We start from the raw sequence: 24,882 nt of genomic DNA, 5'->3' as shown, positions 1-24,882 counted from the left end.
TTGGCGTCCTTTATTGGCGGTTCATTCTAAGCATCAACAGTACGACCTTTTTGCGGGAAAATACCGCCTGGCTTCCACTGTAAAAATGCAATAATCAAAGCAAATACCATCACCTTTGCCATACTTGTTGTGGCAAAGAAATTAAAGAAATCTACTAAAGGTGGAATGGGAGTTAGTAACAAAGCTAGAGTACCAGAACCAATTAAATAGTTCACTGTACCAATTCCCAATGCTGCGACAATAGTACCTACTAAATTGCCTACGCCACCCACAACCACAACCATGAAAGTATCGATAATATAGTTTTGTCCGGTGTTAGGCCCCACAGAACCAAGTAAACTAATTGCACATCCAGCTACACCAGCTAATCCTGAACCCAGTGCAAAAGTAATTGCATCAACTTTTGCAGTTGGGATACCCAAACAAGCACTCATACTTCGATTTTGTGTAACAGCGCGAATTCTTAATCCCCAGTTAGAACGCTGTAAAAATACATAAATACCTGCCACACAAACAATGGTTAAAGCAATGATAAATAACCGTGCATAAGGTAACTGTAAACTTCCCAAACTTAAACCGTCTTGTAACCAAGTTGGAGCAGTAACATCAAGATTTTGAGCACCAAACCAAGGTTGAGTAACCGCAAGCTGATAAGTTTGACTCAAGAAATTACCCGTTGCTATTGCTACACCAAGCGATAGTATCAAAAGCACTGCGACAATCCAATTTTGAACTCTTCCTATATTGGCACGGGACTTTAATATTCCCAATCCACCAAAAAATAATAAACAAAATAAGGCAATTCCAATCACAATTACCCAATTTACACTGCGAACAAATTGCTGCAATATTAAACTTACTCCCCAAGTTGCCAGCAAAGTTTCTAGAGGACGTCCGTAGAGATAGCGAATCACACCTTTTTCTAGAATTAAGCCAGTAATTGCTGTGATTAAAAAAGCTAGAATCAAAGCTAAAAATATATAAATTTCAAACCAAAATCCACCCAGTTGTTTGCAGAAATTTTGTACAACAAATGTTGTGTAGGCTCCCAACATCATTAACTCGCCATGAGCCATATTAATGACGCCCATTAGTCCAAATACAATTGCAAGCCCTAAAGCAGCAATTAATAAAACAGCACCAATACTAATGCCATTAAACAAAGCATCTAAAAATCCTGCAAACACTTGTTTATTCCCCCATTTTGCATTTTAAGCTTGAGATTTTAAGTAGAAGGTAGCAATGTTTGTAGGGTGGGCACTGGCTAACTTTTCACGAGAAAATCTCTTTCCCTGTACCCTGTCACCTGTCCCCTGTCCCCTATTTTCAAAACAAGATGGTAGTTTGCACCCATGGGGTGTCTTAAGTTGCTTCTGCCTCAACTGCACGTAACTGACTTCAAAATCACAAGCTAAAATTGAAACTTATTTCAACTACTTAAACTTTGTACTTTTCACCCTTTCTAGGATCTGACCAATCACAAGCATAACCCTTTGTTGATTTTACAAATTGGTTCCAAGGTACAGGTTCAACAGGTGTAGGAGTTGCATAAACAATATTGAACAAACCATCATCTCTAACTTCACCAATCCGGACAATTTTAGATAGATGATGGTTAGAATTCATTGTTACTTTACCTTCAGGTGCATCAAAACTTTGACCGTAAGCCGCGTTACGCACTTTCGCCAAGTCAGTAGTACCAGCTTTTTCTACTGCTTGCTTCCATAGATACACTCCTACATATGCAGCTTCCATCGGATCGTTTGTTACTCGGTTCCCACCGTATTCTTTCTTGAAAGCTTCAACAAACTTCTTATTAGCAGGAGTATCTACAGTTTGGAAGTAGTTCCACGCTGCATATTGACCTTTTAAATACTGTACACCAATTGCTTTTACTTCTTCTTCAGCAATACTTACAGACATGGTGGGGTATTTATCTGGTGTCAATCCTGCCCCTTTTAACTGCTTGAAGAAAGCAACGTTGCTATCGCCGTTTAAAGTATTGAAAATTACGCCACCATTGGGTAATCTTTGCTTAATTTTGGTGATAATTGGCGTAACTTCTGTATTACCTAAAGGTAGATAATCTTCTCCAACTGTTTTACCACCTACCGCTTCCAACTGAGCTTTAATAATTTCGTTAGCTGTTCTTGGAAAAACGTAGTCAGAACCAATTAAGAAAAATTCTTTGCCTTTATTTTTCAGCAACCAATCTACAGCAGGTTCAATTTGTTGGTTGGGGGCAGCACCTGTGTAGAAAATATTGTTGGAACACTCTTGGCCTTCATACTGTACAGGATACCAGAGCATATGATCTTTGCTCTCAAATACTGGCTTGACATTCTTGCGACTAGCAGAAGTCCAACAGCCAAAAACCACAGCAACTTTATCTTGATCGATTAACTTAGTGGCTTTTTCTCTAAAAGTATCCCAGTTAGAAGCACCATCTTCAACAATTGCTTCTATCTGCTTACCTAAAACACCACCAGCAGCATTTATTTCTTTTATTGCTAATCTTTCCGCATCGACAACGCTTTTTTCACTAATTGCCATTGTGCCGCTCAGAGAATGCAAAATCCCCACTTTGATAGTGTTACCACTACCAGTCGCAGCCGCTGGTGTAGCAGTAGGAACTTCTCCAGAGTTAGGATTTTCTGACGTGGTTGAGGAATTATTAGCACAAGCTTTTAGTAGCAAGCTAGTACCAAAAGTAGCACCACCGTAGACCAAAAATTTCCGTCTGTTAAATCTTCTTGTCATACAATTGCGTCGCTTTCATGAAGTAATTTTAGCCAGAGTTATTAAGCTTACTTCATTGAGTAAACTTTTACTAAAAATGTTATGTACGTTTGATATTAGTTTGATACTTTTTCAGCATAAAGTAACTAGATATACCGTTTTTTTCAAATTTCTGTAAAGTTTTTATTCATAAATATTTGTAAATAAATTGAAATTATGCACATATTTGTGTATAAAAATGTTTTCAAAAATACTATTTTAAATAGTTTAATTTTGTTTATTTTTTTGAAATTAAGGTTATGGCAAAAGTCGTAACTATGGAGTGTCAATAAGCGTATACTTATTACTACCTTCAAAATAAAACTTCACTTTATACTGCATTTGTGTTGGCAAAAGTTCAGCCAGTTACTAGCTGCTTTTTAATAGATAGAAAGCGCTAAAATTAAGTCAAAAATTGTAAACTTTCATAGACACAGATCTTCTTTTTATAAAGAAAGCATTTTACGAAAAAGCTAGGAATGTACTTTGAAAAGATGAGTACCGACTTTAGTGGCATACAGGTCGTATATAATATCGGTATGAGTATGATCACGAATTTAAAGCAATTTTGAACAGAAGCGATCGCCACATTGCTGATACAAAACTTGATACTCCCGCCAGGTTGTAGGTAATCGCACTACTGCTCCCAGAGATAACTCGATTTTTTTAGGCGAGGCGAGAGCAAACATGGAAATATTACGCCGTCGCTACTTTTTCAATATTTTGGCTTCCACAAATAGAATCCTAGAACTTACTTCCGACCAAAATCAGCAGGAATTTGACCCCAACACATCGTATTCCACTTTAAAACAGGGTTAGCATACTCGTTATTTTCTAACCACTTTAATCCTCTTGCCACTAAGTTAAATATCTCTTCGTTATTGTCATTTCTTTCCAACTTCGTTCGGACTCTCTTATTCTTTACCCAAATAATAGCTGTCTCGGAATCGGAATAAATAGGTATGTTACTTGTTTTATTCTTAAGATGAGCAAGAGCATGAACAATAGCTAAAAACTCCCCAAGGTTATTCGTACCATTTGGCATTGAACGTTTGTGAAAAATTACTTGGCGTGTCGCTGTGTACATACCTCTATATTCAACATCACCGGGATTACCAATACATGAGGCATCAACGCAAACACTATCCATGATTAATTCACTTGCAAGGACTATTTTTTCTTTTGCTGGCTGCCACTTCACTTCCTTCTGTTCAACAGGGAAAAGTAATGTTTGATCGGCAAACCCTAACGCCGCTTCTGCTTCACCTCTGGTTCTAAAGGATTTATACAATGCCCCACTGAAACCCTTGATTTGTTCTTCACATTCTGCCCAACTTGTAAATATACCTGTTTTTCTGCCTTTGAAGACTGCATAGTACTTCTTAGATGCCATATTATTCACCCCACACTTCTAAGAATAGGATTCCCAAAATTCTTAGCTGCTTGGTGATAAAACTTAAAATTATCGCTTCACCATTAATTTTTGAGAGCCTCGCTCTCAATTCCCTCACTAACAATTATTCTGCACTCAAAAACTCCAAATACCCATTACTGAGTTCTTTAACTGCCAACTCATAAAACTGCTTGCCGTGTTCAGGTGTTGCCAAGGCAGGATTTGAAGCCATTCTGCCATCTGGGTAATGCTGGCGAAAGTCTTTGGCACCATAAATTCTATGCCCACTGCCAACTTCAGAAGAAAGGGGTGCCTGCTTAATCGCTTCTGGATAAATATACTGAGTGAGGGCTACTTCACTTGGTGTGGCATGGGAACCTTCTTGATCCCCGTATAATTCTTTTGCTAGCTTGTATACTGAACCGCACATAAACCAGTTAGCAACTTGGCATTGCACCTTGTGGGCGTTAGAAATCTGCAAATCATCTAAATGTGCGTAAGTTTCAGAGAAGGCAGCTTTCAGCGTGGCGATGTTGCCACCGTGTCCATTGATGAAGTAGAACTTGGAAAAGCCAGCTTTTGCTAAACAGGTGATGTAATCTCGCACTACCTGAATCATTGTGCTAGGACGCAGACTTATTGTGCCAGGAAAAGCAGTGTGATGCAATGCCATACCGACATTAATTGTGGGAGCAACCATTGCCTGAGTTGTTTCACCCACACCACGAGCGATCGCCTCTGCACAAATTGCATCAGTACCAATTAATCCTGTTGGGCCGTGTTGCTCTGTAGAACCAATCGGAATAATCATACCACTAGATTGTTGCAGATATGCTTCTACTTCTTGCCAAGTACTCAAATGCAGTAACATTGATGCCGACCTATTTATGAAACGCTTTCATATTGTAGTCACCATCACCCTACTACGATACTCGTTGCAAGAGGACACGGGAAAGGGGAGACAAGGAGAGAGGGAGAGTTATAAACTTTTTCCCCAACCCTATTCCCTATTAATAATGACTAACCAAAACAATAATGCTTTTTAACATCACTTCTAATTTCCCATGTGCAGGACATACCAGCAGGAAAAGTTACCAAATCACCTTTGCCCATCTGCACCGGTTGTTCGCCATCAGGAGTAACGGTGACATCACCCTCTAAAAAGTAACAAGTTTCTTGAGTGTCATAAGTCCAGGGAAATTTCGAGACTTCTTTTTGCCAGATTCCCCATTTAGATACAGCCAATTCTTGAAGACGTTCTTGACTGGGTTGACGCTCAATTTTAATTTCCATACCTGGGTTCTCAATTGTATTCAACAGTAGGACTGAATATCTTCACCACACTGATCCACTAAATAACACAAAGCGCGAAAACGTAAGCCTACAAATTGATCGTAAAACGGATTGAGTTTGCATAAGGGGGGAATGTGGGCAATTTTACGACCAAATAAAATAATATCCCGCTCGAACGGACACTGAGCAGGAATCAGTTGAGCGATAAATTTTGCCAATTGAGGATTTTCAATATCAAATGAGTCTAGCCATTGGCGCAGTGGTTGTAGTAAGTCATGTTTAGGCTTAATCAATTGCTTTTTATTTACTAATTTATGACCTTCTACAGCAGGATTGATAAAAGCTGAGAAAATAATCTTTTGATTGTTAACTTTAAGCATAATAATTCTCCCCTCCAATTAGTGGATAATTGGCATTTCTGCTCTATCGCTATTAAAACTTGCTGAACCATGAAGAATTGTTCAGTTAAGTACAAAATAACAAATAAAATCTTAAATTGTCACTTTTACAATTATTGATTTCTAATATTTGGCATATCCATCACCTATCTTGAATGTAAATTGTTTACCTAAAACTCAACAGTACCCAAGGATGGACTTTTGCAGGTATAAGCAGGATTTTTCTCCATCTGTGGCAACATTTCACTAGGAAGAGCCTGTAACGAATGTTGATTTTAGGGTATTCACTCTCTGATAAAATGTTACCTGCGTTACAAAAAGTTATAATTTAGTTTACCTAATAGTAGAAATCACCATAATTTCATAAATACAAGTAATTATGAAGTTTAAAATAACTAATAAAAAATATAGACATTTTGGTCGTTGAAGTGAGAATTAATCAGGAGTTAAATCAGTTTTAAAAACTGAGTAGATAGGCAGAAAATTTAGTAGCAGATACTAGAAAACCGCCTGGAAAATTTTAATGATTTACTTTATGTAGATGCAACCTGTGCATTCCTCCTAGAAATAGCAGCCACACAACTACTACAATCCAATGGATGGTTGTGATCGCCCACAAAGAACCTGTCAGGGCATATGCTACGGTACAGCCCAAGCCCAATAATCCTGCTAAAGTCAGAAAAATAGGCTGGTTAGAAGCGGTTGGCAATCCAAACCGTGAAAAGATTTTGCCATTCAGTGGATGGTAAAGGATAAATAGCAGCAAACTAAACACTGCCCATAAAGTCCAATTGCCCCAGTTTACTACTTCTGTGGGGTGGGGTAGTAGCAAAACGCGGAATACCAATTCCTCACTTAAGGCTGGAAATATTAAACCACCTAATGTCACTGAGAATAGTTTAATCCAGCTCTCAGACCAGAAATTTAGCTGCAAAAATCCAGAGGAAAAACCCAAGGGTAGAGCGATCGCGCCATACACCAGCAGCGTCGCGCCTACAACCAGCCAATCTCGAACTTCGGGAATTGCCAAAGATGCTAATACACGATTGAGAATAATAGGCATAGGTGATACTTGGGTAAAGAATATCTTAATCTGCCCGAAGAATGCTGTAGGTGCAACAGGGATAATATCTGGGTTCCATCCCCCGACTTGATTGCTTTGCAAAAACCACAGTTTCGCACCATGTTTTAGAAATAAAGCAGCAAGTTCGTCGTGTGCCTGTCGTGGCGTAGTGCTTCGCCAACTTGTCAGCCCTGCCCAAATACTAGGATCTCTAAATGGTTGTTTGCCATCATCAATTCCTGCTACAGCAGTTGCATTGCTTTCCCAGTCGGCACGAACTATACCAAGAGGCAGCAGTTCTTTTTCAAGGAATGATCCTAAAGAGACTAATTGCTGAAAGCGTAAAGTTTGGCTATCTTCGGGATGAGTTGTTAGCCACTGTTGGATGGCTGGGGTTGAATGAACTTGCTGTCTAATCGCTTTGATGGCAGCATACAGTGCTTGATTGGAGTCTTGAACGCAAGAAATAGCGGGTGTAACCAGAGCGCTGCCTGTACCATCCCCGATTCGATAGCGAGCCATCATGATCTGCAATTGGTGGATAAATTCTTGCAGAGGCGAAAGTTTAATCCCGTCAAAATTATAGTCTTGCGTAACCGGATTAAATTTGATCAAGATATCCGTAACAGGACGTATTGCCAGCCATCCCCACTGCAAGTTACCCATATAATTAGCCCAAGAGTGTGTTCCGGAAATAATTCCATCGGGATTGTGGGCGTAAATTTGGTGATACTGGATCGCAAACTGTAACTCGTTGGTGAAGTGATCGCGAACTACTTCAGCCAATCCAAAGGCAAAATGCCCTGTGATAGTACTGGGTATACTCAACGCTTCACCTTTTTTACCACCAATGCCACCAAAGATATGTAAAACAATGGCTTTATCCCCTTCATGCCATTCTGATAATGGTTGTGTGGTTTGTGGAACAATTAAAGCTTTGCGGATTTTACCTTTGTTTGCTTCTGTATTTTGCCAATTCTCGTATTTAATGTAATTTATTCCTGCTTTAGTTCCCGAAATTATGTTATCTGGTTGCAGTTGAAAAAGCGATCGCGGTGCTAATGCCTGAACCACAAATACATCACTAGCATCTTTAGCACCATAAATATACCAGCCTGCCTTACCTGCGGTTGAGTCTTCAATTTGATATGGCGTAGATGGAGGTATATTTCGTGTATCAATTGCCTGCTGGGGAATGCGAATAATTTCTTCTGCACCATCAAAGTCACCAGAGGCAGGATTGTAATGACGCACACGAAAAAATTCGCTGCTTTTAGGTACTTTTGCTTTTGTGGGGATTTCCGCTTTGAGGATTTTTACCAAACCATAAAACCGCCCAGTTGCTAGCACAGGTTCCTGCTCAATTTGCAGAGTTATTTGACTATCATCCTGCTCTATAATTTCAACATTGTCTAACGTAACAATTACATCATTATTAGGTCGAAATCCCGCAAGAGATTGTAAAGCCCCCACCCTCAAACGTCCATCAAGACGAGAAGGATGAATATTGCCGGCACGTGCGCTATCTCTGGTAGCAGGTGTAAAATTAACATCTCGCGTTACTCTTCTTACGTAAGACTGTAGCTGTTGCGTGTGCTTCCATTCCAGACGCACGACTTTGCCAATCAGATTTTTGGCTTCTGGTGGTGCGTGTTGTACTTCCAGCCATACCCAGTCTGCACCTGAGCGCATCTGTTCCATATTAGGCAAAATTAATCTTCCTACCCAGTTTGTGATCGGTTGATAGTGCGAAGGAAGTGTTTGCTCTATGGGGTAGTATTGCGGTTGATTAAAGCTTTGGCGGGCGTGAATAGCGTAATTGCTTTCTTTTGTGTAAATTGCCTGCTGTTTTTGAGGGTGAAGAAGAAAAATAGCGATCGCGCTGACAACCACTAGTAGCAGGAAAACTCTATATCGGAATTTTCTGTTTTTGCTCACCCTCCACGCCATTGATGATTTATCTCTCAGTACCGCAGTTAAATTTTAGCCTCACTCAATTGCATCAGGATCAACACCGAGAGAACGTAATCTTTCCTTTAACTGTTGTACCTGGGCTTGTGCTTGTTCAGCGCGTTGTCTTTCCTGCTCGGCACGTTGTCTTTCTTGTTCAGCACGTTCTTCTGCTTGTTGTCTTGCCAAAACTTCTTGCTGCAACGCCTGTGTGAGTTCCTCTGGGAGCAGCAGTTTTTCTCCTGTATCCTCTCGATAAAACCCAATCAATCGCCCTTCAACTTGTAACCGCAACTGTAACGGTTCACTGCGGTTATCCTCGATGGGTTCGTAGGTTTCCCGATGCAGACGATAGCCGCGTAACTGCTCTTGCAACCAATCGCCTTTGGGATCAAATAACCAGTATTCCTTTACACCTAATTGTTCGTAAAGCGTTTTTTTAAATACCTCATCTTGCTCTTTCGTTCCTGGGGAAGTCATTTCAAAAATGACACTAGGAACTTGACCTTCTTCCCAGATTTTATAATTATCCCGACCGCCTGGGGAAACATCAAAAATTACCATAACATCGGGGGCAACTCGCAACTTAGGAAAACCTTGAGAATAATAGAGAAATTGGTTTGCCAATACAGTTGCTTGACGCCCTGCTAAATATTGTTTCAAAACTTCCAGAGTAGTCAGCAAAGCATAAAGGTGATCGTAAGTTTCCGCCACTGTTTCACCATCAGCACTGGGGTAAAAAGGTTCTGTTTGGGAAGCAACCGGTAAAGTGGCTGTCATAGTTGTAAAGTCAGCACTACTGATATATCTTACCCCTCTTTAATTTTGAGATTCAATTTCATTAATAAAATCAAACACTAAATTGGTAAATCTTTCCACAAAAAAGATGCTCCACTCGTGGTAAACTCCTTCCACAATTATCAGTTGAGAACCTTTAATTAGTTGTGAAAATTCTTGTGCAGCTTTTAATGGAGTTGTGAGGTCATTTGCTCCCCATAAAAGTAGACAGGGGGATTGAATTTGCGGCAAAAGTGTTTTTAAATCTTTTTCTAACGAGAGCATTAATGCTTTGATAGTATTTTGACTTCTAAACAATAAATTGTAGGAAAAAGCTTGAAAAATTTGCAGAACTTGAGGAAATCTCATTTGCGGAGTTTGGGCAGTCATTTCTATAGCCCTTTGAGCTAGTACAAAAGGTACAGGCTCGACAGGGATACCTGTACTATCCACTAATATTAGGCTTTTGACTAGATTTGGCTTTAAGGCTGCTAATGTTGCAGCTATGCCACCTCCTAAAGAATGTCCAATCACATGAACTTTTTTAATATTTAATTCTTACAAAAATTCAATTAATACTTGAGCATAATTTTGATAATTCCAATTTTCGACAGAACCACTTGACTTACCAAATCCTGGTAAATAAGGCGCTATTAAATGATAGCGATTGCATAAATTATTTAAAACTTCTTGATAAGGATCTACACCGACAGCCCAGCCATGTATGAAAAGTATTGGGGTAGAATTATTAGCTATTCCTCCCTCTAAATAAAAGATACTTTGCTCCTGAACTTGAACTTGTTTTTCTGTGAATTTATAACTCACTTAATTACCCTGTCGCAACTTAAAGATTTTAGTAATTGTTAATAGATATGACTTAATGCCTTTATCCTTCTTTAGTTAGAGTAATGTTAGCGTTGTCACTATCGCAAAAACCCTCAGATGGATATATTCACTTACCAAAGTAGTAATTGGTGACACTAAAAAACGCGCACCTTGCTGTAACAGTTCGATGCGCGATCGTCTCAACTCCTAATCTAAAAACTCCAAGAGCGTGCCTGCTCGCTAAAATCACCTTCTATCTTGTCGTAACCTTGAATTGGTTCATAAAGATTATCCGGCGCGGTTTCTGATTTTGGTTCATTTGTGCGCTGCCCACTAAAAGCAGTACGCACCATATAAGCATCAACCGCACTTGGCGAAATTCGTTGCGCTGCAAGAATTGCCTTGCCAGCATCACCAACAACAACATCGCGTTTTGGACGTTCAGCAGCTTCAACAATAGCTTTAGCAACCAAGCTAGGTTGGTAAACTGGCGGTACTCCCATCGGCTTGACTCCCAATTTGGTACGCGCCTTATTAAACAAGGGTGTATTGATAGAAGCTGGCATGATATTCGTAACGCTAATAGGTAGCTTTTCATGCATCAACTCAACGCGCAGAGATTCTAAAAAGCCATCTACACCGTGTTTTGATGCAGCGTAGGCACTTTGCAATGGTAGACTGCGCCTTGCCTCCACCGACGTCACATGAATCAACGCCCCACGCCCTTCCCGCTTGAGATGGGGTAACGCTGCCATCGCACCATATACCTGCCCCATCAAATTAACATCTATAACGCGCTTAAATTCCTCTGGTGTTGTCACCTCAAAAGCAGCATATAGTTCCACAGCTGCATTGTGTACCCAAGTATCGAGACGCCCGTATTGCTCGACAGCTCGATCTGCGATCGCTTTGACTTGCTCGAATACCGTTACATCAGCGACTACAGCAGTGGCTTCACCACCCATTTTCTGGATTTCTTCCACTAAAGACTCTAATCCAGGCTGGCTGCGAGCGGCAACTACCACTTTTGCGCCTCGATTGGCAAACTGCAAAGCTGCATTTCGCCCAATACCACTAGAAGCCCCAACTACGGCGACAACTTGCTGATTGATTGGCTTAAGCTGTATTTGCATTACTCCTGCTCCTGCAAAATTACTCCTACCAATCCAATAAGTCAGAGCAAAGACGGTGGTTCATCAGTCGCAGGGTTAATCAATACAATTGTTCTTCTACTACCTGTGATCTGGGAACTAGGGATCGGGCTGCCCTTCCCTAAAGAACAAAGATGTGGATGAATTGTATTAGTGGGTGCAGGTAGGTACGGTTTTGAGATTGTTCCCTAAGTTTGCGTGACTCGTTCCTTGCCTGTGGCAAGGAATGCTGGTTTTTGAGGCTCCGCCTCCCAGATTTACCAGAGGTAGAACCTCTAAAAATTGCGTTCCCAGGCTGGAGCCTGGGAACGAGAGTACGAAGCTTAAAGACTCGACGACGGAGTTTAAAGACTCGATGACGGAGTTCAAACACTCGATGACGGAGTTCAAACACTCGACGACGGAGTTCAAATACTCGACGACGGAGTTCAAATACTCGACGATGAAGTTTAAACACTCGACGATGAAGTTCAAATACTCGCGCACGAGTTTTCATACATATCCCCCCAATGCTTTTTGCAGTAAATCCTTTATCTGTTCCCAAGTCACCTCAAGCATTGCCACTGCCACCAGCGATAATTTGTTGAAAGGTGAACAGCGTATTCTCCCAGTTTTTTGCGTAAAGATATCACCAGCATCAAGGTGCTATCATCCATGAGCGATCGCAAGCTGTTATAAAAGTTGTTATCAAATATGTAACTCGCTCTTGCTATGAACTCGCCTGAGATTAAGAAAACTTGGATTGTAGGATATTAATAAAGCTATTTTGTCTGGTAAAGTTTATGAACACGCAACTGGTAGAAGCTCTAGCGCAAATTATCCAGTCTCTATCTCAAGAGGAAAGAGCACTTTTAGAAGAAAAACTGAAAAAATTAGATGGGCGAGCAGCCTTTGAAAGGCTAATCGAATTGGGGAATAAAATCAACGCTCGTCGTGGTGGTAAACCATTTGATCCACCACTAGAAGACTATATCCGACAAACGAGAGAGGAACGTAACGAACAGCATGATGAACTGATACGTAATTGCTTTCCAAAGTCTGAGGTGAAATGATAATTTCATCAATGTTCTTTTCCTGCATAGATCCACAATGCTTCAGTTTTTCCCGCTCGCTTAAATCCACACTTTTGATAAAAGTCGATCGCCTGTTTGTCTGCAACTAGAATATGTTGGTGAAAACCTTGATAGCGAGACATTAAAATTGTCATAATTTGTCTGCCTATACCTCGCTTTTGGTACTCTGGCAAAACTAATAAATGAGGATAGTAAACGACTAAAAAACCATCAGAAATAGCGTTTCCAAGTCCAACTAATTTATTCTTATCCCATGCCGAAACTAAAGAGTGGGAATTCGTCAGGGCGTTGTAGAGTTGCTCTGGTCTCTTGGCTGAAGACCAGTGATTTGCATTGTACAATGTCAGGATGCTATGCAAATCAATATCGCGGCTTTCTTGATAGGTGATTTTTGTTTGATCCATATTTTCTATTTACTGCTATAGAATTTGCGCGATCGCTCTCCCTAAATACTCATACTCCTCAATTGTGTTATAAATCTGCGCTGAAATTCTCACCAGTAATTTTGGTGTTTCCTGCCAAGGAACTATTTGTACCTGGATATTAAACCTATCAAACAACTCATCGCGTACAGAGATAAAATTCCGGTTTTCCAAGGCAGCAGGCATCGGTATAACCGCCATTGAGCCAATCATCTCATCAGGGCAGGGTGGCAGAACTTCCAACGCTTCACAAAGTAGCTTTCTTGCTTGCAACACAAGTTGATGGTTGCGCTGCCTCAATTCATCCCAACCACCCGGAAGCAGCGATCCCAGAAATGCGATCGATTTTGGTACGCACATATATGCTGTGGGATCATCTGTTCCCATCCAATCAAATTCCAATTGAAAGCGACTTTTATCGGTACGCGGTGAATTAGCACCGTGGCTGATTGTCAATGGACGAATTACTGGCTGTTGATCGCGCCGCACATACAAAAATGCTGCTCCCTTTGGCGCACACAGCCATTTATGGCAATTTCCCGTGTAATAAGTTGCATTAATTTCTCGCAAGTTTAGAGCTAACATTCCGGGTGCGTGAGCACCATCTACCAGCGTATCTACACCCCGCTCCTGCAATTGTTGCACCAGTTGCTGTAGGGGAAAAATTAACCCAGTCTGACTCGTGACATGATCCAACAGTGCCAGCCGTGTTTTTGATGAAACTTGCTCTAGGATTGCCTCTAAAACCTGTTGTGGCGACTCAAGCGGGAATGGAACTTTGGCAACAACCACCCGCGCACCTGTACGACTGGCAATAAAATCCAGGGCATTGCAGCAAGCGTTATACTCGTGGTTTGTTGTGAGTATTTCATCTTCGGGATGAAAGACAAGAGAACGCAACACGCAATTGACACCAGTAGTTGCATTCGGGACAAATACCAAGTTTTCAGCTTCAGCTCCCACAAATACTGCTAATTTGCTTTTTGCTTCATCTAGTAGTGGTTCCCACTCTCTAGTAAAAAATCGTAGTGGTTCTTGTTCTAATTGCGATCGCAAGTCTTCTTGCATTGTCAAAATCTCCTTCGGGCAAGCACCAAAGGAGCCATGATTGAGAAACGTGACTTTTTGGTCAAGCAACCACAAATCTCTAAAGTATGAAGGTTTAAGGTTGAAGTATGAAACTTTTTCTTGATCCTTCATCCTTTAACCTTGATCCTTTTTTTAACTCCCCAGGCAGGATTCGAACCTGCGACCAATCGGTTAACAGCCGACCGCTCTACCACTGAGCTACTGAGGAACGCCGCGATTTCTTATCTTAGTACCAAAAAATATAAATAGCAAGTACTTTAAAAAATTTTTTTGAAAAATGTTTAGATAGCAGTTTAACTCTATGATTTCGCAGTGCTAATTAGCTCTGAACCTAGCCCAAGAGTTATGGAGGACTAATGTATCTGTTGACCTACTTACAATCCCATTCTCAGTTCAGCTAAACGCTGTCGAGCCTTAGCATCGATAGAGTTAGCTAAAAATCTACCATTAGACTTTTTGCGTGGTTGATACTTTTGCCGAGTCCGACAAACAGTAGCTTGTACCTCATAGCACAACTGTTGAGCTGACATCCATTCTGCACCGTACCCCTGTACTACCAATTGCTGTGCACGATCTGATGTCGCAACAATCATGCGAGCAGACAAAGCTTGAGTCAGTGAAGAACGGACAGATGCACAGACTTTTTCAATATAAGTGTCCGCTGTCTGCCCGAAATCAGTATAATGAACAGATAGAAGCTCAGTGATAGATTCTTTGTTGCTACAGGAGTTTTGATATTGGGCATCAAAAACAATTTGCGTGTTATAGCCCACAAAAGCGCTGTAACCGATCAAAGTTTCTACCAGTTCCCAACGTGCTGCTTCTAGTCCAGCACTATCACGAGTTTTTTTAAGGCAAGACCAAGCACCAATTATATTGTAGCCGTCTACAAGCAAAACGGCTGTAGATGAGGAACGAGGCATGGTTTTGAATCACAATTTTCTAAAGTTAACAAAATTCATTCATAACTTTTATAGTAATTCAACCATCCCTTGTAACACTATGTTACATAAGCAAAAAAGTGATTACTTTATAGATAATTGCTCAAAGAAGGGACTAGGAAAGAGGAAAGGGAGAGGGGGGACAAGGGGACGCGGGACACAAAGAGAAGAAGACAAGGGGACAACTAACTACTATACGGGCGGGTTTAGAAGATAAATTCTCAGTTTTAACCCAAAGTTAATCAACAAAACCCGCAGGCAGTCGCTACAACCGGGGGAACCCCAACGCCAGGTGCGACAATGCGCTTAACCCGCAAGGGCGCACTGGCTTTGCAATGCGCTGCCTACCCTACTAACTACTAACTCCTAACCCCTTTTACTAAGTTTCCTCATCTGAGCACATCAAACGTTGTTTGAGACGTTGGGCTTCTCCTTGATCTATCAATGAGCCTCTCTCTAATAAAAAGGCACCGTCACAGTAATCTAATTCGTCAAGACGATGTGTTACCCAAAGAGCTGTGATGCCTCTACTTTTAACTAGTTTGCGGACACCGGCCACCAATTCTAGCTGGCTATCTGGATCAAGTAAAGCAGTCGGTTCATCTAATAGTAAAACTGCACAGCGACGAGCTAAGGCACCAGCGATCGCTATCCGCTGTTTTTGTCCTCCGCTCAAGGCGTATATAGGGCGTCGTTGCAATCCCAGCAAATTTACTGCTGCTAAGGCCTCCTCAACTCTAGCTCTCACAGCGGCTGGTGGTAATTTTTCTTCCACCAGCCCAAAAGCCACATCACCACCAACGGTAGGCATCACCAGTTGATGATCGGGATTTTGGAAAACAAAACCAACGGGATGCAAAATTCCTATTTCGCCAGATTGAGGAGCCAATAGCCCTGCCAGCAGTCTGAGTAATGTTGATTTCCCACTGCCATTTGTACCCAAAAGCATCCAGAATTCTCCTTTGGGTACTTCTAGAGAACAAGCTTTGATCGCTTTTTCACCTGACGGCCAACTGAAGTTTAAATCTTGTACCTTGATGCCCGGTTCCGCCATTTCTACACCACCAGCACCTTACTCAGAGGTTAGGGCAAAGAAACCAGGAGGTCTGCCACTACCAGTGGCTACACCATCTCTCTGCGCAACCTGCACCCCTGAAATTTCACTGGCACGAACGGCAATTTTTTTCTCTGTCTTGCCCTCGCATTTGAGTTCCACAATCTCTGGCTTGCCAGAACTCATTGCTGCCAAAATTAGCTGAAAAACAGCGTCAGCATCCTCTGCGGTCTTACGCTGCACTGAAATCGGGAAAGGGGTGTTTTTTACGGTTAAATCAATAGTAAACATCTAGCCTGAACTTAATTTAACTTTTGGTCTAATTCTAACCTTAGCAAGCTGAATCTCAGTGGTGAGTGAAAAGCTTGGCTAATTGGTAGACAAACTAGCCCAGATAGCTAAATATGATGTCATTATCCAGTTTAATGGTGTGGTTAGTAGTTAGTAGGGGAGGCAGCGCGTTGCAAAGCCAGTGCGCCCTTGCGGGTTAAGCGCGTTGTCGCACCTGGCGTCGGGTTTCCCCCAGTTGTAACGACTGCCGTGCGAGTTTTGTTGATTAACTTTGGGTTAAAACCGAGAATTTATCTTCTAAACCCGCCCGTACAGTGGTTAGTTATCCCCTTGTCCTTATGTCCTTTGCTCCCCAGGTTGGCAGTTGTACCTTATGATTCACAGGTATTTCTGTGAATTTTCTTGTTCGTCATTCCGTGAAAATCATCCTCAAAGATTAAGTTAAGTTAAAAAAAGACTGGAAAAATTAGCGAAGAACACTTAATATGATTAGAAGAAGTAAAAATTTGTAAATTGGATTGACAATCCAGTTTATCTTCTGTCTATAGGCAGTCAAAAAATGGCAGTCTATATATAGAGGACAAAACCTGTACTTATAAAATTTGGAGATTTGTTCCAATGACCATCGCAGTTGGACGCGCCCCCACAAGAGGGTGGTTTGACGTTCTCGACGACTGGCTGAAGCGTGATCGCTTCGTATTCGTAGGGTGGTCTGGTATTCTGCTCTTCCCCTGTGCATTTTTGGCACTAGGGGGATGGCTAACCGGCACCACCTTCGTCACCAGTTGGTACACCCACGGTCTAGCGTCATCCTACCTAGAAGGATGTAACTTCTTGACCGTAGCAGTATCCACACCCGCAGACGCAATGGGACATTCCCTATTGCTGTTGTGGGGGCCAGAAGCTCAAGGCAACTTCACCCGTTGGTGTCAGTTGGGAGGATTGTGGCCATTTATCGCTTTGCACGGAGCCTTTGGTTTAATCGGCTTCATGCTGCGGCAATTTGAAATTGCAAGATTAGTAGGGATTCGTCCTTACAACGCGATCGCATTTTCCGCACCGATTGCCGTATTCGTAAGCGTATTCTTGATGTACCCCTTGGGACAATCAAGCTGGTTCTTTGCTCCGAGCTTTGGCGTCGCAGCAATCTTCCGTTTCTTGCTGTTCTTGCAAGGATTCCACAACTGGACACTCAACCCCTTCCACATGATGGGTGTAGCAGGAGTGTTGGGTGGAGCGCTGCTGTGTGCGATTCATGGTGCGACAGTCGAAAACACCCTGTTTGAAGACGGAGAAGGAGCAAACACCTTCCGTGCCTTCAACCCAACTCAAGCCGAAGAAACATACTCGATGGTGACGGCAAACCGTTTCTGGTCTCAGATCTTCGGTATCGCCTTCTCCAACAAGCGCTGGTTGCACTTCTTCATGTTGTTTGTACCAGTTACAGGCTTGTGGATGAGTGCGGTAGGCATTGTTGGTTTAGCATTGAACCTGCGTGCTTACGACTTCGTCTCTCAAGAGTTGCGGGCAGCAGAAGATCCAGAGTTTGAAACTTTCTATACCAAAAACATTTTGCTGAACGAGGGTATCCGCGCTTGGATGGCTCCTCAAGATCAGCCACACGAGAAATTTGTATTCCCTGAGGAAGTTCTGCCTCGCGGTAACGCTCTGTAATCAAAGCTTGATTTTTAGAATCTTACAAGGGCCTCGATTTATAATCGAGGTCTTTTCTGTTTGTATCAATTCCATATATATATGCTCCAACCTGACAGGTTGCCGTGAAATTGAATCAATAGCAATGCCATCAAACTGTGCAATGATCTCTTTTAATTCCAAATGTTCTGATAACCAAAAAGCCAAATCGTTACCATAACGCCGGGGCGTAAAACCACAGGCAATTGCACGCGCGATCGCTTCCTTCTCCTCATCAGTCTGTACAATCAAAATTTCTTTAGCTGGAATGTAACTACGCAAATCCTCTAAACAGCCCTCAGCTAAAATACAACCATTTTTCAAAATACCAATTCTGTTACACAGGCGCTCTGCTTCATCTAATAAATGAGTTGTTAATAAAATTGTCATTCCTTGATTTTTGAGTTGTTTAATCAACTCCCAAATTTCGTACCGCGCTTCAATATCTAAACCTGTAGTGGGTTCATCTAGAATGATTAACTTTGGTTGATGCACTAATGCCACTGCAATATTCAAGCGCCGTTGCATACCACCACTGAGAGTTTCTACCGGACTTTTTGCCCGATCTAATAAATTCACAGCTTCTAAAGCAGCTTTGATTCTTTGTCGCCGTAGTCTTCTATCTAAACCGTAAATTTTTGCAAAAAACTTGAGGTTCTCTTCACAAGAAAGCCCTTTGTATAATAAATTTTCTTGTGGTGCAATACCAATGAAATTTTTTGTTGCCTCTGAAACTGGCTGATGATTAATTGTTACTGCACCACTATCAGCTTGTAATAAATTACAAATAATATTAATCGTAGTAGTTTTACCTGCTCCATTTGCACCTAGTAAACCATATATTTCTCCAGGGGCAACATCAAGAGTTAAATCCTGAAGAACTTGTCTTCTACCATAGGATTTATTGAGCTTTTCTATATACAGCATAACTTTATATTAGTTTTATATTATTAGTGAAAGGTGAGTAAGTAGGTGGGTATAATTCGACGTAAAATACCAACCTTTAAAACCTGTTCAGGAAGGTCATTTTACCTTCTGCCTACCTGCGCTCTTGTGCGCAGTGACTTCTGCCTTCTACTTATCACAATCTCCTTTCTACTAACAGCATCCGTCGATAAGCTATCCAACCCCCAAAAATCATTATGACAGCAAAACCCAATAGAAACCTGAGATGAGACGCAATTTCTCTTAGATTGTTCCCTTCCGCAGACACTCCTAAGAGAGCTTCACTCATGTGATAAATCGGATTGACTTTAGCAATTTCAAGTAATATTTCTGGTAAAAATGTAGTCGGAAAAAATGCTCCACCTACTATTAACAAAGGTACTCCAAAAGCAGCAACTAGAGAGTTAACATCTTCGGTACGACGAGCTAGTTGTGTACCTAAAATAAAGCCTAAACCAACATAGGCGATGATACTCAATAAAATAATTATTGCTCCTAAGAATATCGAACCCTTGAAGGTTGCACCCCACAATGCTGCGGTTGTGTAAATCAGTAATGTTTGTCCAATACCAATGCAACTATGAGCTAAAAAAATTCCAAGGAAATAGGATGTACCACTTAAAGGTGAGATAAAAAGGCGTTTGAGGGTTTGCTGTTCTCTTTCTGATACTACGGTAGAAACACTGCCACCCAAACAGCTAAAAAATAGTGCTGCTCCTACTAAGGTGGAAGGAGCAGCATACTCAAAACCTCGTTTTGTTGACAGATTCATACTTTCTGCCAAAACAAATCCGTTAATTATCAGCACAGAAATAGGAAAGATAATCCAAAATATCAGACTGCGTCTGCGCCGTAATAGTTCAATTAAAATGCGCTGAGTCACAGCCATTGTCTCACGCCAGTGTTTCATCGCGATTTAGTTACAGTATTAATTAGTCAACACGCGTATTCACTGTTATCAGCCATGTGTCCCTCGTCTGCACCGTGTTATTGGCTGGAGTATATGCGTATTAACAAGAGTAATAGAATAACCCTGGTTTACGAGGGTTGAACCAAGGTTTGTTTAGCAAGATACCTTAAAGTATATACAAATATTAAGTTATATTACTAAATTTATATCGGCTATGACTGATTTGCAGGGCTAGTATCCATTGCATATATTTTTAGGTGTTTGTAGAAAAAGATGCATGCGCTCTCGGAGTTTAGGACTAAATTCCTTACTACGAACTTATAGCCCGCGATCGCTCATCGTATGAAAACTACAGCCTAGCTTCAGATCCCTGACTTCTTTGAGAAGCCGGGGATCTTATTTTTAAGTTTGTGTGAAGGAGCAAAACAGAAGAAAAAGTCTGATGAAAAGAAATTTAACTATAGTAAAATTTAGAGCATAATTTCTTTACCAGTTTGGGTTTAAAACAATAACGTCAAGGCAGAATCTAAAGCTGGCGACTTTAATTTGATACCGATAAATCTAAATAAAAACACATTGCTACACACATTAATCATCTAGTTGCTTCCAAAGAAAGATAATGAATTGCAAATAAGTAAGTTAAGTTAAAGGTAGAAATGAAGTAGAGGGAAAAATTATGAATAAGACACTGTTAACTACTTTATTGTTTGTGTTTTTATTATTGTTTATCATATCTCCATTTGCTTCTCTTGCAAGTTTAATGCTATTGTTGGTCATTGCAGCGTTTATATTCTTGCTCGGAAGTTTGCTGCAAGCAATAATTGGTGGTAATAAAGCTGACAATAACTCATTATAGTAGCAAAATATAGCAGTTCTAAAGGCTACTAATCACCAGTAGTCACGAGACTGTTAACTGTCTTTGTCATAGACTGTGACGAGTAAGATTGAATCGCGTCAAACCTAAGCTAGGCAATCAATGTAATGCATATGGTAGCATTTGCCACAGACTTTAGCTAGGGTTAACGTACAATTTAGCTTTATAACCTGATGCATATCTAGTATCAGTGCTCTACCTACCTTTTTGGTTGGTGGAATTAATTCAATTTGGGTAAATAACTTAATCACTTAGTACAATATCTGTATTCAAAGATGAGCTTTACTAACCCATCTTCTACTTTTTAATGCTTTAAAAATTACTCAATTAATTATCTTTAAAATTCACAATATGTTTAAGCTTGAGAAAACATAATCATTAACTTAGTAAACCTCCAATAAATCAATTAAATTTAGTAAAAATCTCACTATCTTAAAAATACAAAAACGGCTAATCTATTATTAATTAAGCGGTGGCTCAAGACAAATACCGCTTTATAGGATAGCTAAGGGATGAAAAACTGGATTAGAAAATTAACAATCTGTACAGTATTATTGTGCTATTTGTTATGTGCAAACAATCATGCAGTCGCCGATCAACTTTTAAGTAATTATGTGCAGCCCTTCAATGGCTTACCAGTATTTGAAAGTGTAGGTATTGCTGATAGCTCAGAGAAAGAATATAGAAAAGAAAGTTTTCGACGATTTCGCGAGAGATTAAAAGATACAGATAAATTAGAGGGACTTTTCACCCTTTATCGTGACAAAGATTCTGGTGAGATTTATTGGGAAATTAAGCCAGAACAGTTAAATCAAAATTACTTGTGTACAGTCACATTGGAATCAGGTATAGGAGAGAGCGGTATCTATAGTGGATTACCTCTACAAGACTTTCTCTTTTACTTCCAACGAGTAAACTATAACTTGCATTTTGTTGCTCGTAATGTCAAGTTCCGTGCAAAGCCAGATGAACCAGAAGTGCGATCGCTTGCTCGTTCTTTTAGCGATTCAGTTTTGTATGCGCTCGAAATAGCTAGTATCGATCCTTATACTAAAAGCATTTTAATTAAAGTTGATGACCTGCTGATGCAGGATTTTCCTGGATTAACTTCCCTGTTGAAATACTTTTTGCAGGCTGATTACCATTTAGAAGACAAAAAATCATATTTTGGAGATGTCAACAGTTTCCCTTTCAACTTAGAGATTGACTCAATTTACAATTTCTCATCACCAGAGGGAGCATACTTAGTTACCTTACCTGACAGCAGAGCCTTGACTTTGAAAGTACATTACAGTTTTTCCCAACTACCCGCAAACAACGGTTATATTCCTAGAGTTGCTGATGATAGAGTGGGGTATTTTATCACTGCTTTTCAAGACTTTTCTCACAATCATGGCAAAGAGTCTTTTGTACGTTACATTCATCGTTGGCATTTAGAACCATCCGACAGTAGCGCTCCTTTGTCTCCACCCAAAAAGCCAATTGTATTTTGGATTGAAAATGCTGTGCCTTTAGAATATCGCGATGCCATTCGTGAGGGCGTCTTGATGTGGAACAAAGCATTTGAAAAAGCCGGATTTCAAAATGCTATTGAAGTACGGCAAATGCCGGATAACGCAGATTGGCAACCAGCAGATGTACGCTATAACACGATTCGCTGGTTCAATTCTTTAGATGCAGGTTTCGCCAGAGGGCCAGCACGTGTTAATCCTCTGACTGGAGAAATATTGGATGCAGATATAATTGTAGATGCCAACATGGTGCGTTCAATTGAGCAGGAATATCGCTCACTGATGGAAACGGATTCACTATTTGAGGACGAATCCTTTTCTGTGGGGGGTAAAAACTTATGCCTAGCTTTGGGGGAGAAGCACAAAGCAGATAGCAATCATGCCATCCTGAAGCCTGATTCTGACTTTTGCTATGGCATTGAATCTTCAAATCAAGCAGCAATGGGAGCACTGGTGTTATCGCTGTTACAAAATGCTACACCAAGTAGTGATGAGATGAAAAAGTACGTACATCAGTACTTACGTTCTCTGATTGCTCACGAAGTTGGGCATACTTTAGGTTTGCGTCACAACTTTCATGGCAGTACCATGTTAGCACCTCAAGAATTAAACAACACCGAAATTACTCACACCAAAGGCTTAGTCGGTTCGGTGATGGATTATTTGCCTGTGAATGTAGCGCCTGTGGGAGTCGAGCAAGGCGATTATTTTCCGGCAATTGTTGGTCCTTACGATGAATGGGCAATAGAGTATGGTTATAAACCTCACCCACACCTATCAACAGAGGCGATCGCTCCTGAAGCTGAAAAGCCTTTTTTGGAGGAGATTGCTTTAGCTTCGCCCCAACCAGAATTATCTTACGCTACCGATGAAGATATTTGGGACATCAACCCTCTTGCCAATGTTTGGGATATGAGTAGCGATGTACTGCTTTATTCTGAATGGCAAATGGATAATGCCCGCATGATGTGGCAGCAACTTGAAAAGCGTTATCCATTTAAAGGAGAAAGTTATAGTGACTTGCGTATATTATTCAATAGAATACTGAAATACTATTTTCGTAACGCTTCCTTATTAACTCAGTATATAGGTGGGCAATATTTTCGACGTCACCATGCCGATAATGATACTCGCCCTAGCTTTATACCAGTTTCTTTAGAACAACAACGTCAGGTATTAGCGACATTACAAAAGAATGTGTTTGCTGAGGACGCTTTGAGTTTCTCACCGCAATTGCTTAATCAGCTAGTACCCTCGCGATGGCAACATTGGGGGAACTATATACCTGTATCTCGCCTTGATTATCCAATTCACGAGCGAATTCTACACTTTCAAAGTTCAATTTTACGATCGCTTTTAGATCGCGATCGCCTCCATCGATTACGAGATATAGAATTTAAAACTCTGCCAGGGCAAGTGCTGTCTATGCCAGAATTATTTGATACTTTGCAAAAAAGCATTTGGACAGAAGTTTTTGACTCAAAGCAAGCAAATCCAATTTCTAGTATCCGTCGTTCATTGCAAAGAGAACATCTGAGTATTTTGCTGGAGATGGTATTACGTACTAACGATGTACCTGAAGATAGTCGTACATTGGCTTGGTACGAATTACGCCAACTCTATCAAGCTATTGATACTAATCTCAAGCAACAGAGCAACAACCTGGATATTTATACGCTAGCTCATCTAGAAGAAACAAGCGATCGCATTACTAAAGCATTAAATGCACAGTTGTGCTCAAAATAGTTATCAGATGTACAATTCACATTCTGCATGCTTTGCTCTACGGTTACTCTGGCTAATTGCGGAAACGTTTCTTGTAGCGCTTAGAGTTAGCAATTGCTTTAGCTTTACGCTTATTTTTCTCTAGAGGTGTTTCAAAGTGACGATGTTTTCTTACGTCTGGCATAATTCCCGCTTTGGAAACTTGCCGTTTAAATCGACGTAAAGCTGACTCAAGTCCCTCATTTTCGCCCACTACGATTTGAGTCATTCGCTTTCTCCTCAATAAATTAACTGGTAGAGGTAGTCGGATATAGACAATTTATTCAACAGAGAATAAAAAAGGGCAGACACTTACTCTGCCCAAGAGAATTAAAAGCTAAATTTTGTTTTCAAAATTTAGTAGCGGCGAGAGTATCCTCCACCATTATTTCCGCGTCTACCACCAAATGAACCTCCATCTGACTTGGGTTTCGCCTTATTAACCTTCAAGTCACGACCCATCCACTCAGCACCATCAAGCGCATCAATGGCAGCTAATTCTTCAGCTTCTGAACTCATTTCTACAAAAGCAAAGCCGCGTACACGACCAGTTTCACGATCAACAGGCAACTGAACTCTTTTTACAGAACCATATTCTGTAAAAACCTCATTCAAAGCCTCTTCTGTGACTTCATAAGAGAGGTTGCCTACATAAACTGACATAGATTTTCTCCAAAATCATGAGTGT

At 40.8% G+C, this 24,882-nt stretch carries 25 protein-coding genes, 1 tRNA gene and 1 pseudogene; 5 read left to right on the top strand and 22 right to left on the bottom strand.

The features are described from left to right. Positions 1–26: 26 nt before the first annotated feature. The 12 genes from urtB to U2718_RS11685 all read right to left on the bottom strand — a co-directional run bounded on the left by urtB (position 27) and on the right by U2718_RS11685 (position 11,610). Positions 27–1,187 carry an urea ABC transporter permease subunit UrtB gene (urtB, locus tag U2718_RS11740; RefSeq protein ID WP_342002987.1) on the bottom strand — a complete coding sequence of 387 codons (1,161 nt, stop codon included), beginning with the start codon at positions 1,185–1,187 and terminating at the stop codon, positions 27–29. Positions 1,188–1,437: 250 nt separating this feature from the next. Next, the gene (urtA, locus tag U2718_RS11735; protein WP_342002988.1) at positions 1,438–2,760 is read right to left on the bottom strand and encodes an urea ABC transporter substrate-binding protein; all 1,323 of its coding nucleotides are present in this window, start codon (positions 2,758–2,760) and stop codon (positions 1,438–1,440) included. Between the two features lie 575 nt (positions 2,761–3,335). After that, complete coding sequence (locus U2718_RS11730; RefSeq protein WP_342002989.1) at positions 3,336–3,467, bottom strand: hypothetical protein; 132 nt, start codon at positions 3,465–3,467, stop codon at positions 3,336–3,338. Between the two features lie 62 nt (positions 3,468–3,529). Then, entirely contained in the window at positions 3,530–4,171 is a 642-nt protein-coding gene (locus tag U2718_RS11725; protein WP_342002990.1) for a ribonuclease H family protein, read from the bottom strand. A 124-nt stretch (positions 4,172–4,295) separates the two neighbouring features. Then, entirely contained in the window at positions 4,296–5,042 is a 747-nt protein-coding gene (locus U2718_RS11720) for a creatininase family protein (RefSeq protein WP_342002991.1), read from the bottom strand. A 149-nt stretch (positions 5,043–5,191) separates the two neighbouring features. Beyond that, on the bottom strand, positions 5,192–5,464 hold the full coding sequence (locus tag U2718_RS11715) for a cupin domain-containing protein (protein WP_342002992.1): 273 nt from the start codon (positions 5,462–5,464) through the stop codon (positions 5,192–5,194). Positions 5,465–5,484: 20 nt separating this feature from the next. Then, positions 5,485–5,844 carry a Mo-dependent nitrogenase C-terminal domain-containing protein gene (locus U2718_RS11710; RefSeq protein ID WP_342002994.1) on the bottom strand — a complete coding sequence of 120 codons (360 nt, stop codon included), beginning with the start codon at positions 5,842–5,844 and terminating at the stop codon, positions 5,485–5,487. Between the two features lie 538 nt (positions 5,845–6,382). Next, positions 6,383–8,875, bottom strand: a complete 2,493-nt coding sequence (locus U2718_RS11705) for a type II CAAX prenyl endopeptidase Rce1 family protein (RefSeq protein WP_342002995.1) — start codon at positions 8,873–8,875, stop codon at positions 6,383–6,385. Between the two features lie 39 nt (positions 8,876–8,914). Beyond that, positions 8,915–9,655, bottom strand: coding sequence for a Uma2 family endonuclease (locus tag U2718_RS11700; protein WP_342002996.1), 741 nt, complete (start codon positions 9,653–9,655; stop codon positions 8,915–8,917). A gap of 39 nt (positions 9,656–9,694) precedes the next feature. Beyond that, complete coding sequence (locus U2718_RS11695) at positions 9,695–10,201, bottom strand: alpha/beta hydrolase (RefSeq protein ID WP_342003234.1); 507 nt, start codon at positions 10,199–10,201, stop codon at positions 9,695–9,697. 9 nt (positions 10,202–10,210) lie between these two features. After that, positions 10,211–10,477, bottom strand: coding sequence for an alpha/beta hydrolase (locus U2718_RS11690; protein WP_342002997.1), 267 nt, complete (start codon positions 10,475–10,477; stop codon positions 10,211–10,213). 212 nt (positions 10,478–10,689) lie between these two features. After that, on the bottom strand, positions 10,690–11,610 hold the full coding sequence (locus U2718_RS11685) for an SDR family oxidoreductase (RefSeq protein ID WP_342002998.1): 921 nt from the start codon (positions 11,608–11,610) through the stop codon (positions 10,690–10,692). Between the two features lie 402 nt (positions 11,611–12,012). On the opposite strand from U2718_RS11685, the pseudogene U2718_RS11680 reads away from it, so the two are divergent. Further along, positions 12,013–12,081, top strand: a pseudogene (locus U2718_RS11680) (hypothetical protein); the annotation flags it as partial. Positions 12,082–12,410: 329 nt separating this feature from the next. After that, the gene (locus U2718_RS11675; RefSeq protein ID WP_276750685.1) at positions 12,411–12,680 is read left to right on the top strand and encodes a hypothetical protein; all 270 of its coding nucleotides are present in this window, start codon (positions 12,411–12,413) and stop codon (positions 12,678–12,680) included. An 8-nt stretch (positions 12,681–12,688) separates the two neighbouring features. Here the strand turns inward: U2718_RS11675 and U2718_RS11670 are convergent, their stop codons facing one another. The 6 genes from U2718_RS11670 to U2718_RS11645 all read right to left on the bottom strand — a co-directional run bounded on the left by U2718_RS11670 (position 12,689) and on the right by U2718_RS11645 (position 16,498). Beyond that, positions 12,689–13,105 (bottom strand): GNAT family N-acetyltransferase, encoded by a 417-nt coding sequence (locus U2718_RS11670; protein WP_342002999.1) that lies wholly within the window; start codon positions 13,103–13,105, stop codon positions 12,689–12,691. A 15-nt stretch (positions 13,106–13,120) separates the two neighbouring features. Further along, the gene (locus U2718_RS11665) at positions 13,121–14,323 is read right to left on the bottom strand and encodes an aminotransferase class V-fold PLP-dependent enzyme (protein ID WP_342003000.1); all 1,203 of its coding nucleotides are present in this window, start codon (positions 14,321–14,323) and stop codon (positions 13,121–13,123) included. 25 nt (positions 14,324–14,348) lie between these two features. Continuing rightward, a tRNA-Asn gene (locus U2718_RS11660) sits at positions 14,349–14,420 on the bottom strand. Between the two features lie 166 nt (positions 14,421–14,586). Continuing rightward, positions 14,587–15,135, bottom strand: a complete 549-nt coding sequence (locus U2718_RS11655) for an NYN domain-containing protein (RefSeq protein ID WP_342003001.1) — start codon at positions 15,133–15,135, stop codon at positions 14,587–14,589. Between the two features lie 397 nt (positions 15,136–15,532). Next, positions 15,533–16,207, bottom strand: coding sequence for an ABC transporter ATP-binding protein (locus U2718_RS11650; protein WP_342003002.1), 675 nt, complete (start codon positions 16,205–16,207; stop codon positions 15,533–15,535). A gap of 18 nt (positions 16,208–16,225) precedes the next feature. Then, on the bottom strand, positions 16,226–16,498 hold the full coding sequence (locus U2718_RS11645) for a hypothetical protein (protein ID WP_342003003.1): 273 nt from the start codon (positions 16,496–16,498) through the stop codon (positions 16,226–16,228). A 618-nt stretch (positions 16,499–17,116) separates the two neighbouring features. Here U2718_RS11645 and psbD point away from each other — a divergent pair. Further along, a complete protein-coding gene (psbD, locus tag U2718_RS11640) occupies positions 17,117–18,172 on the top strand; it encodes a photosystem II D2 protein (photosystem q(a) protein) (protein WP_341995233.1) in 1,056 nt (351 codons plus the stop codon). Here psbD and U2718_RS11635 read toward each other — a convergent pair whose 3' ends face one another. Both U2718_RS11635 and U2718_RS11630 read right to left on the bottom strand, forming a co-directional pair. Then, positions 18,173–19,117 carry an ABC transporter ATP-binding protein gene (locus tag U2718_RS11635; RefSeq protein WP_342003004.1) on the bottom strand — a complete coding sequence of 315 codons (945 nt, stop codon included), beginning with the start codon at positions 19,115–19,117 and terminating at the stop codon, positions 18,173–18,175. It abuts the gene before it with no gap. A gap of 154 nt (positions 19,118–19,271) precedes the next feature. Then, a complete protein-coding gene (locus tag U2718_RS11630) occupies positions 19,272–20,045 on the bottom strand; it encodes an ABC transporter permease (RefSeq protein WP_342003005.1) in 774 nt (257 codons plus the stop codon). 676 nt (positions 20,046–20,721) lie between these two features. On the opposite strand from U2718_RS11630, the gene U2718_RS11625 reads away from it, so the two are divergent. Both U2718_RS11625 and U2718_RS11620 read left to right on the top strand, forming a co-directional pair. Further along, on the top strand, positions 20,722–20,901 hold the full coding sequence (locus U2718_RS11625) for a hypothetical protein (protein ID WP_342003006.1): 180 nt from the start codon (positions 20,722–20,724) through the stop codon (positions 20,899–20,901). Between the two features lie 530 nt (positions 20,902–21,431). Next, positions 21,432–24,176, top strand: coding sequence for a zinc-dependent metalloprotease (locus U2718_RS11620; protein ID WP_342003007.1), 2,745 nt, complete (start codon positions 21,432–21,434; stop codon positions 24,174–24,176). Between the two features lie 52 nt (positions 24,177–24,228). Here the strand turns inward: U2718_RS11620 and rpsU are convergent, their stop codons facing one another. Beyond that, positions 24,229–24,423 (bottom strand): 30S ribosomal protein S21, encoded by a 195-nt coding sequence (gene rpsU, locus U2718_RS11615; RefSeq protein ID WP_342003008.1) that lies wholly within the window; start codon positions 24,421–24,423, stop codon positions 24,229–24,231. A 128-nt stretch (positions 24,424–24,551) separates the two neighbouring features. Continuing rightward, positions 24,552–24,857, bottom strand: coding sequence for an RNA recognition motif domain-containing protein (locus tag U2718_RS11610; RefSeq protein ID WP_289793114.1), 306 nt, complete (start codon positions 24,855–24,857; stop codon positions 24,552–24,554). Positions 24,858–24,882: the final 25 nt, after the last annotated feature.

It is taken from the genome of Chlorogloeopsis sp. ULAP02 (assembly GCF_038404745.2).
GTDB lineage: Bacteria > Cyanobacteriota > Cyanobacteriia > Cyanobacteriales > Nostocaceae > Chlorogloeopsis.
The sequence above is the reverse complement of the archived record's forward strand: the minus strand, read 5'-3'. Positions and strand labels throughout refer to the sequence as shown.

What these genes read in the sequence shown, in the direction of transcription:
- U2718_RS11630 (WP_342003005.1), bottom strand. Translation starts at nt 20,045, where the DNA reads ATGAAACACTGGCGTGAGACAATGGCTGTGACTCAGCGCATTTTAATT.
- U2718_RS11715 (WP_342002992.1), bottom strand. Translation starts at nt 5,464, where the DNA reads ATGGAAATTAAAATTGAGCGTCAACCCAGTCAAGAACGTCTTCAAGAA.
- U2718_RS11670 (WP_342002999.1), bottom strand. Translation starts at nt 13,105, where the DNA reads ATGGATCAAACAAAAATCACCTATCAAGAAAGCCGCGATATTGATTTG.
- psbD (WP_341995233.1), top strand. Translation starts at nt 17,117, where the DNA reads ATGACCATCGCAGTTGGACGCGCCCCCACAAGAGGGTGGTTTGACGTT.
- U2718_RS11730 (WP_342002989.1), bottom strand. Translation starts at nt 3,467, where the DNA reads ATGTTTGCTCTCGCCTCGCCTAAAAAAATCGAGTTATCTCTGGGAGCA.
- U2718_RS11665 (WP_342003000.1), bottom strand. Translation starts at nt 14,323, where the DNA reads ATGAAGGATCAAGAAAAAGTTTCATACTTCAACCTTAAACCTTCATAC.
- U2718_RS11645 (WP_342003003.1), bottom strand. Translation starts at nt 16,498, where the DNA reads ATGTTTACTATTGATTTAACCGTAAAAAACACCCCTTTCCCGATTTCA.
- U2718_RS11655 (WP_342003001.1), bottom strand. Translation starts at nt 15,135, where the DNA reads ATGCCTCGTTCCTCATCTACAGCCGTTTTGCTTGTAGACGGCTACAAT.
- rpsU (WP_342003008.1), bottom strand. Translation starts at nt 24,423, where the DNA reads ATGACTCAAATCGTAGTGGGCGAAAATGAGGGACTTGAGTCAGCTTTA.
- U2718_RS11620 (WP_342003007.1), top strand. Translation starts at nt 21,432, where the DNA reads ATGAAAAACTGGATTAGAAAATTAACAATCTGTACAGTATTATTGTGC.
- U2718_RS11610 (WP_289793114.1), bottom strand. Translation starts at nt 24,857, where the DNA reads ATGTCAGTTTATGTAGGCAACCTCTCTTATGAAGTCACAGAAGAGGCT.
- U2718_RS11705 (WP_342002995.1), bottom strand. Translation starts at nt 8,875, where the DNA reads ATGGCGTGGAGGGTGAGCAAAAACAGAAAATTCCGATATAGAGTTTTC.
- U2718_RS11725 (WP_342002990.1), bottom strand. Translation starts at nt 4,171, where the DNA reads ATGGCATCTAAGAAGTACTATGCAGTCTTCAAAGGCAGAAAAACAGGT.
- U2718_RS11625 (WP_342003006.1), top strand. Translation starts at nt 20,722, where the DNA reads ATGAATAAGACACTGTTAACTACTTTATTGTTTGTGTTTTTATTATTG.
- U2718_RS11720 (WP_342002991.1), bottom strand. Translation starts at nt 5,042, where the DNA reads ATGTTACTGCATTTGAGTACTTGGCAAGAAGTAGAAGCATATCTGCAA.
- U2718_RS11710 (WP_342002994.1), bottom strand. Translation starts at nt 5,844, where the DNA reads ATGCTTAAAGTTAACAATCAAAAGATTATTTTCTCAGCTTTTATCAAT.
- U2718_RS11700 (WP_342002996.1), bottom strand. Translation starts at nt 9,655, where the DNA reads ATGACAGCCACTTTACCGGTTGCTTCCCAAACAGAACCTTTTTACCCC.
- urtA (WP_342002988.1), bottom strand. Translation starts at nt 2,760, where the DNA reads ATGACAAGAAGATTTAACAGACGGAAATTTTTGGTCTACGGTGGTGCT.
- U2718_RS11635 (WP_342003004.1), bottom strand. Translation starts at nt 19,117, where the DNA reads ATGCTGTATATAGAAAAGCTCAATAAATCCTATGGTAGAAGACAAGTT.
- U2718_RS11650 (WP_342003002.1), bottom strand. Translation starts at nt 16,207, where the DNA reads ATGGCGGAACCGGGCATCAAGGTACAAGATTTAAACTTCAGTTGGCCG.
- U2718_RS11675 (WP_276750685.1), top strand. Translation starts at nt 12,411, where the DNA reads ATGAACACGCAACTGGTAGAAGCTCTAGCGCAAATTATCCAGTCTCTA.
- U2718_RS11685 (WP_342002998.1), bottom strand. Translation starts at nt 11,610, where the DNA reads ATGCAAATACAGCTTAAGCCAATCAATCAGCAAGTTGTCGCCGTAGTT.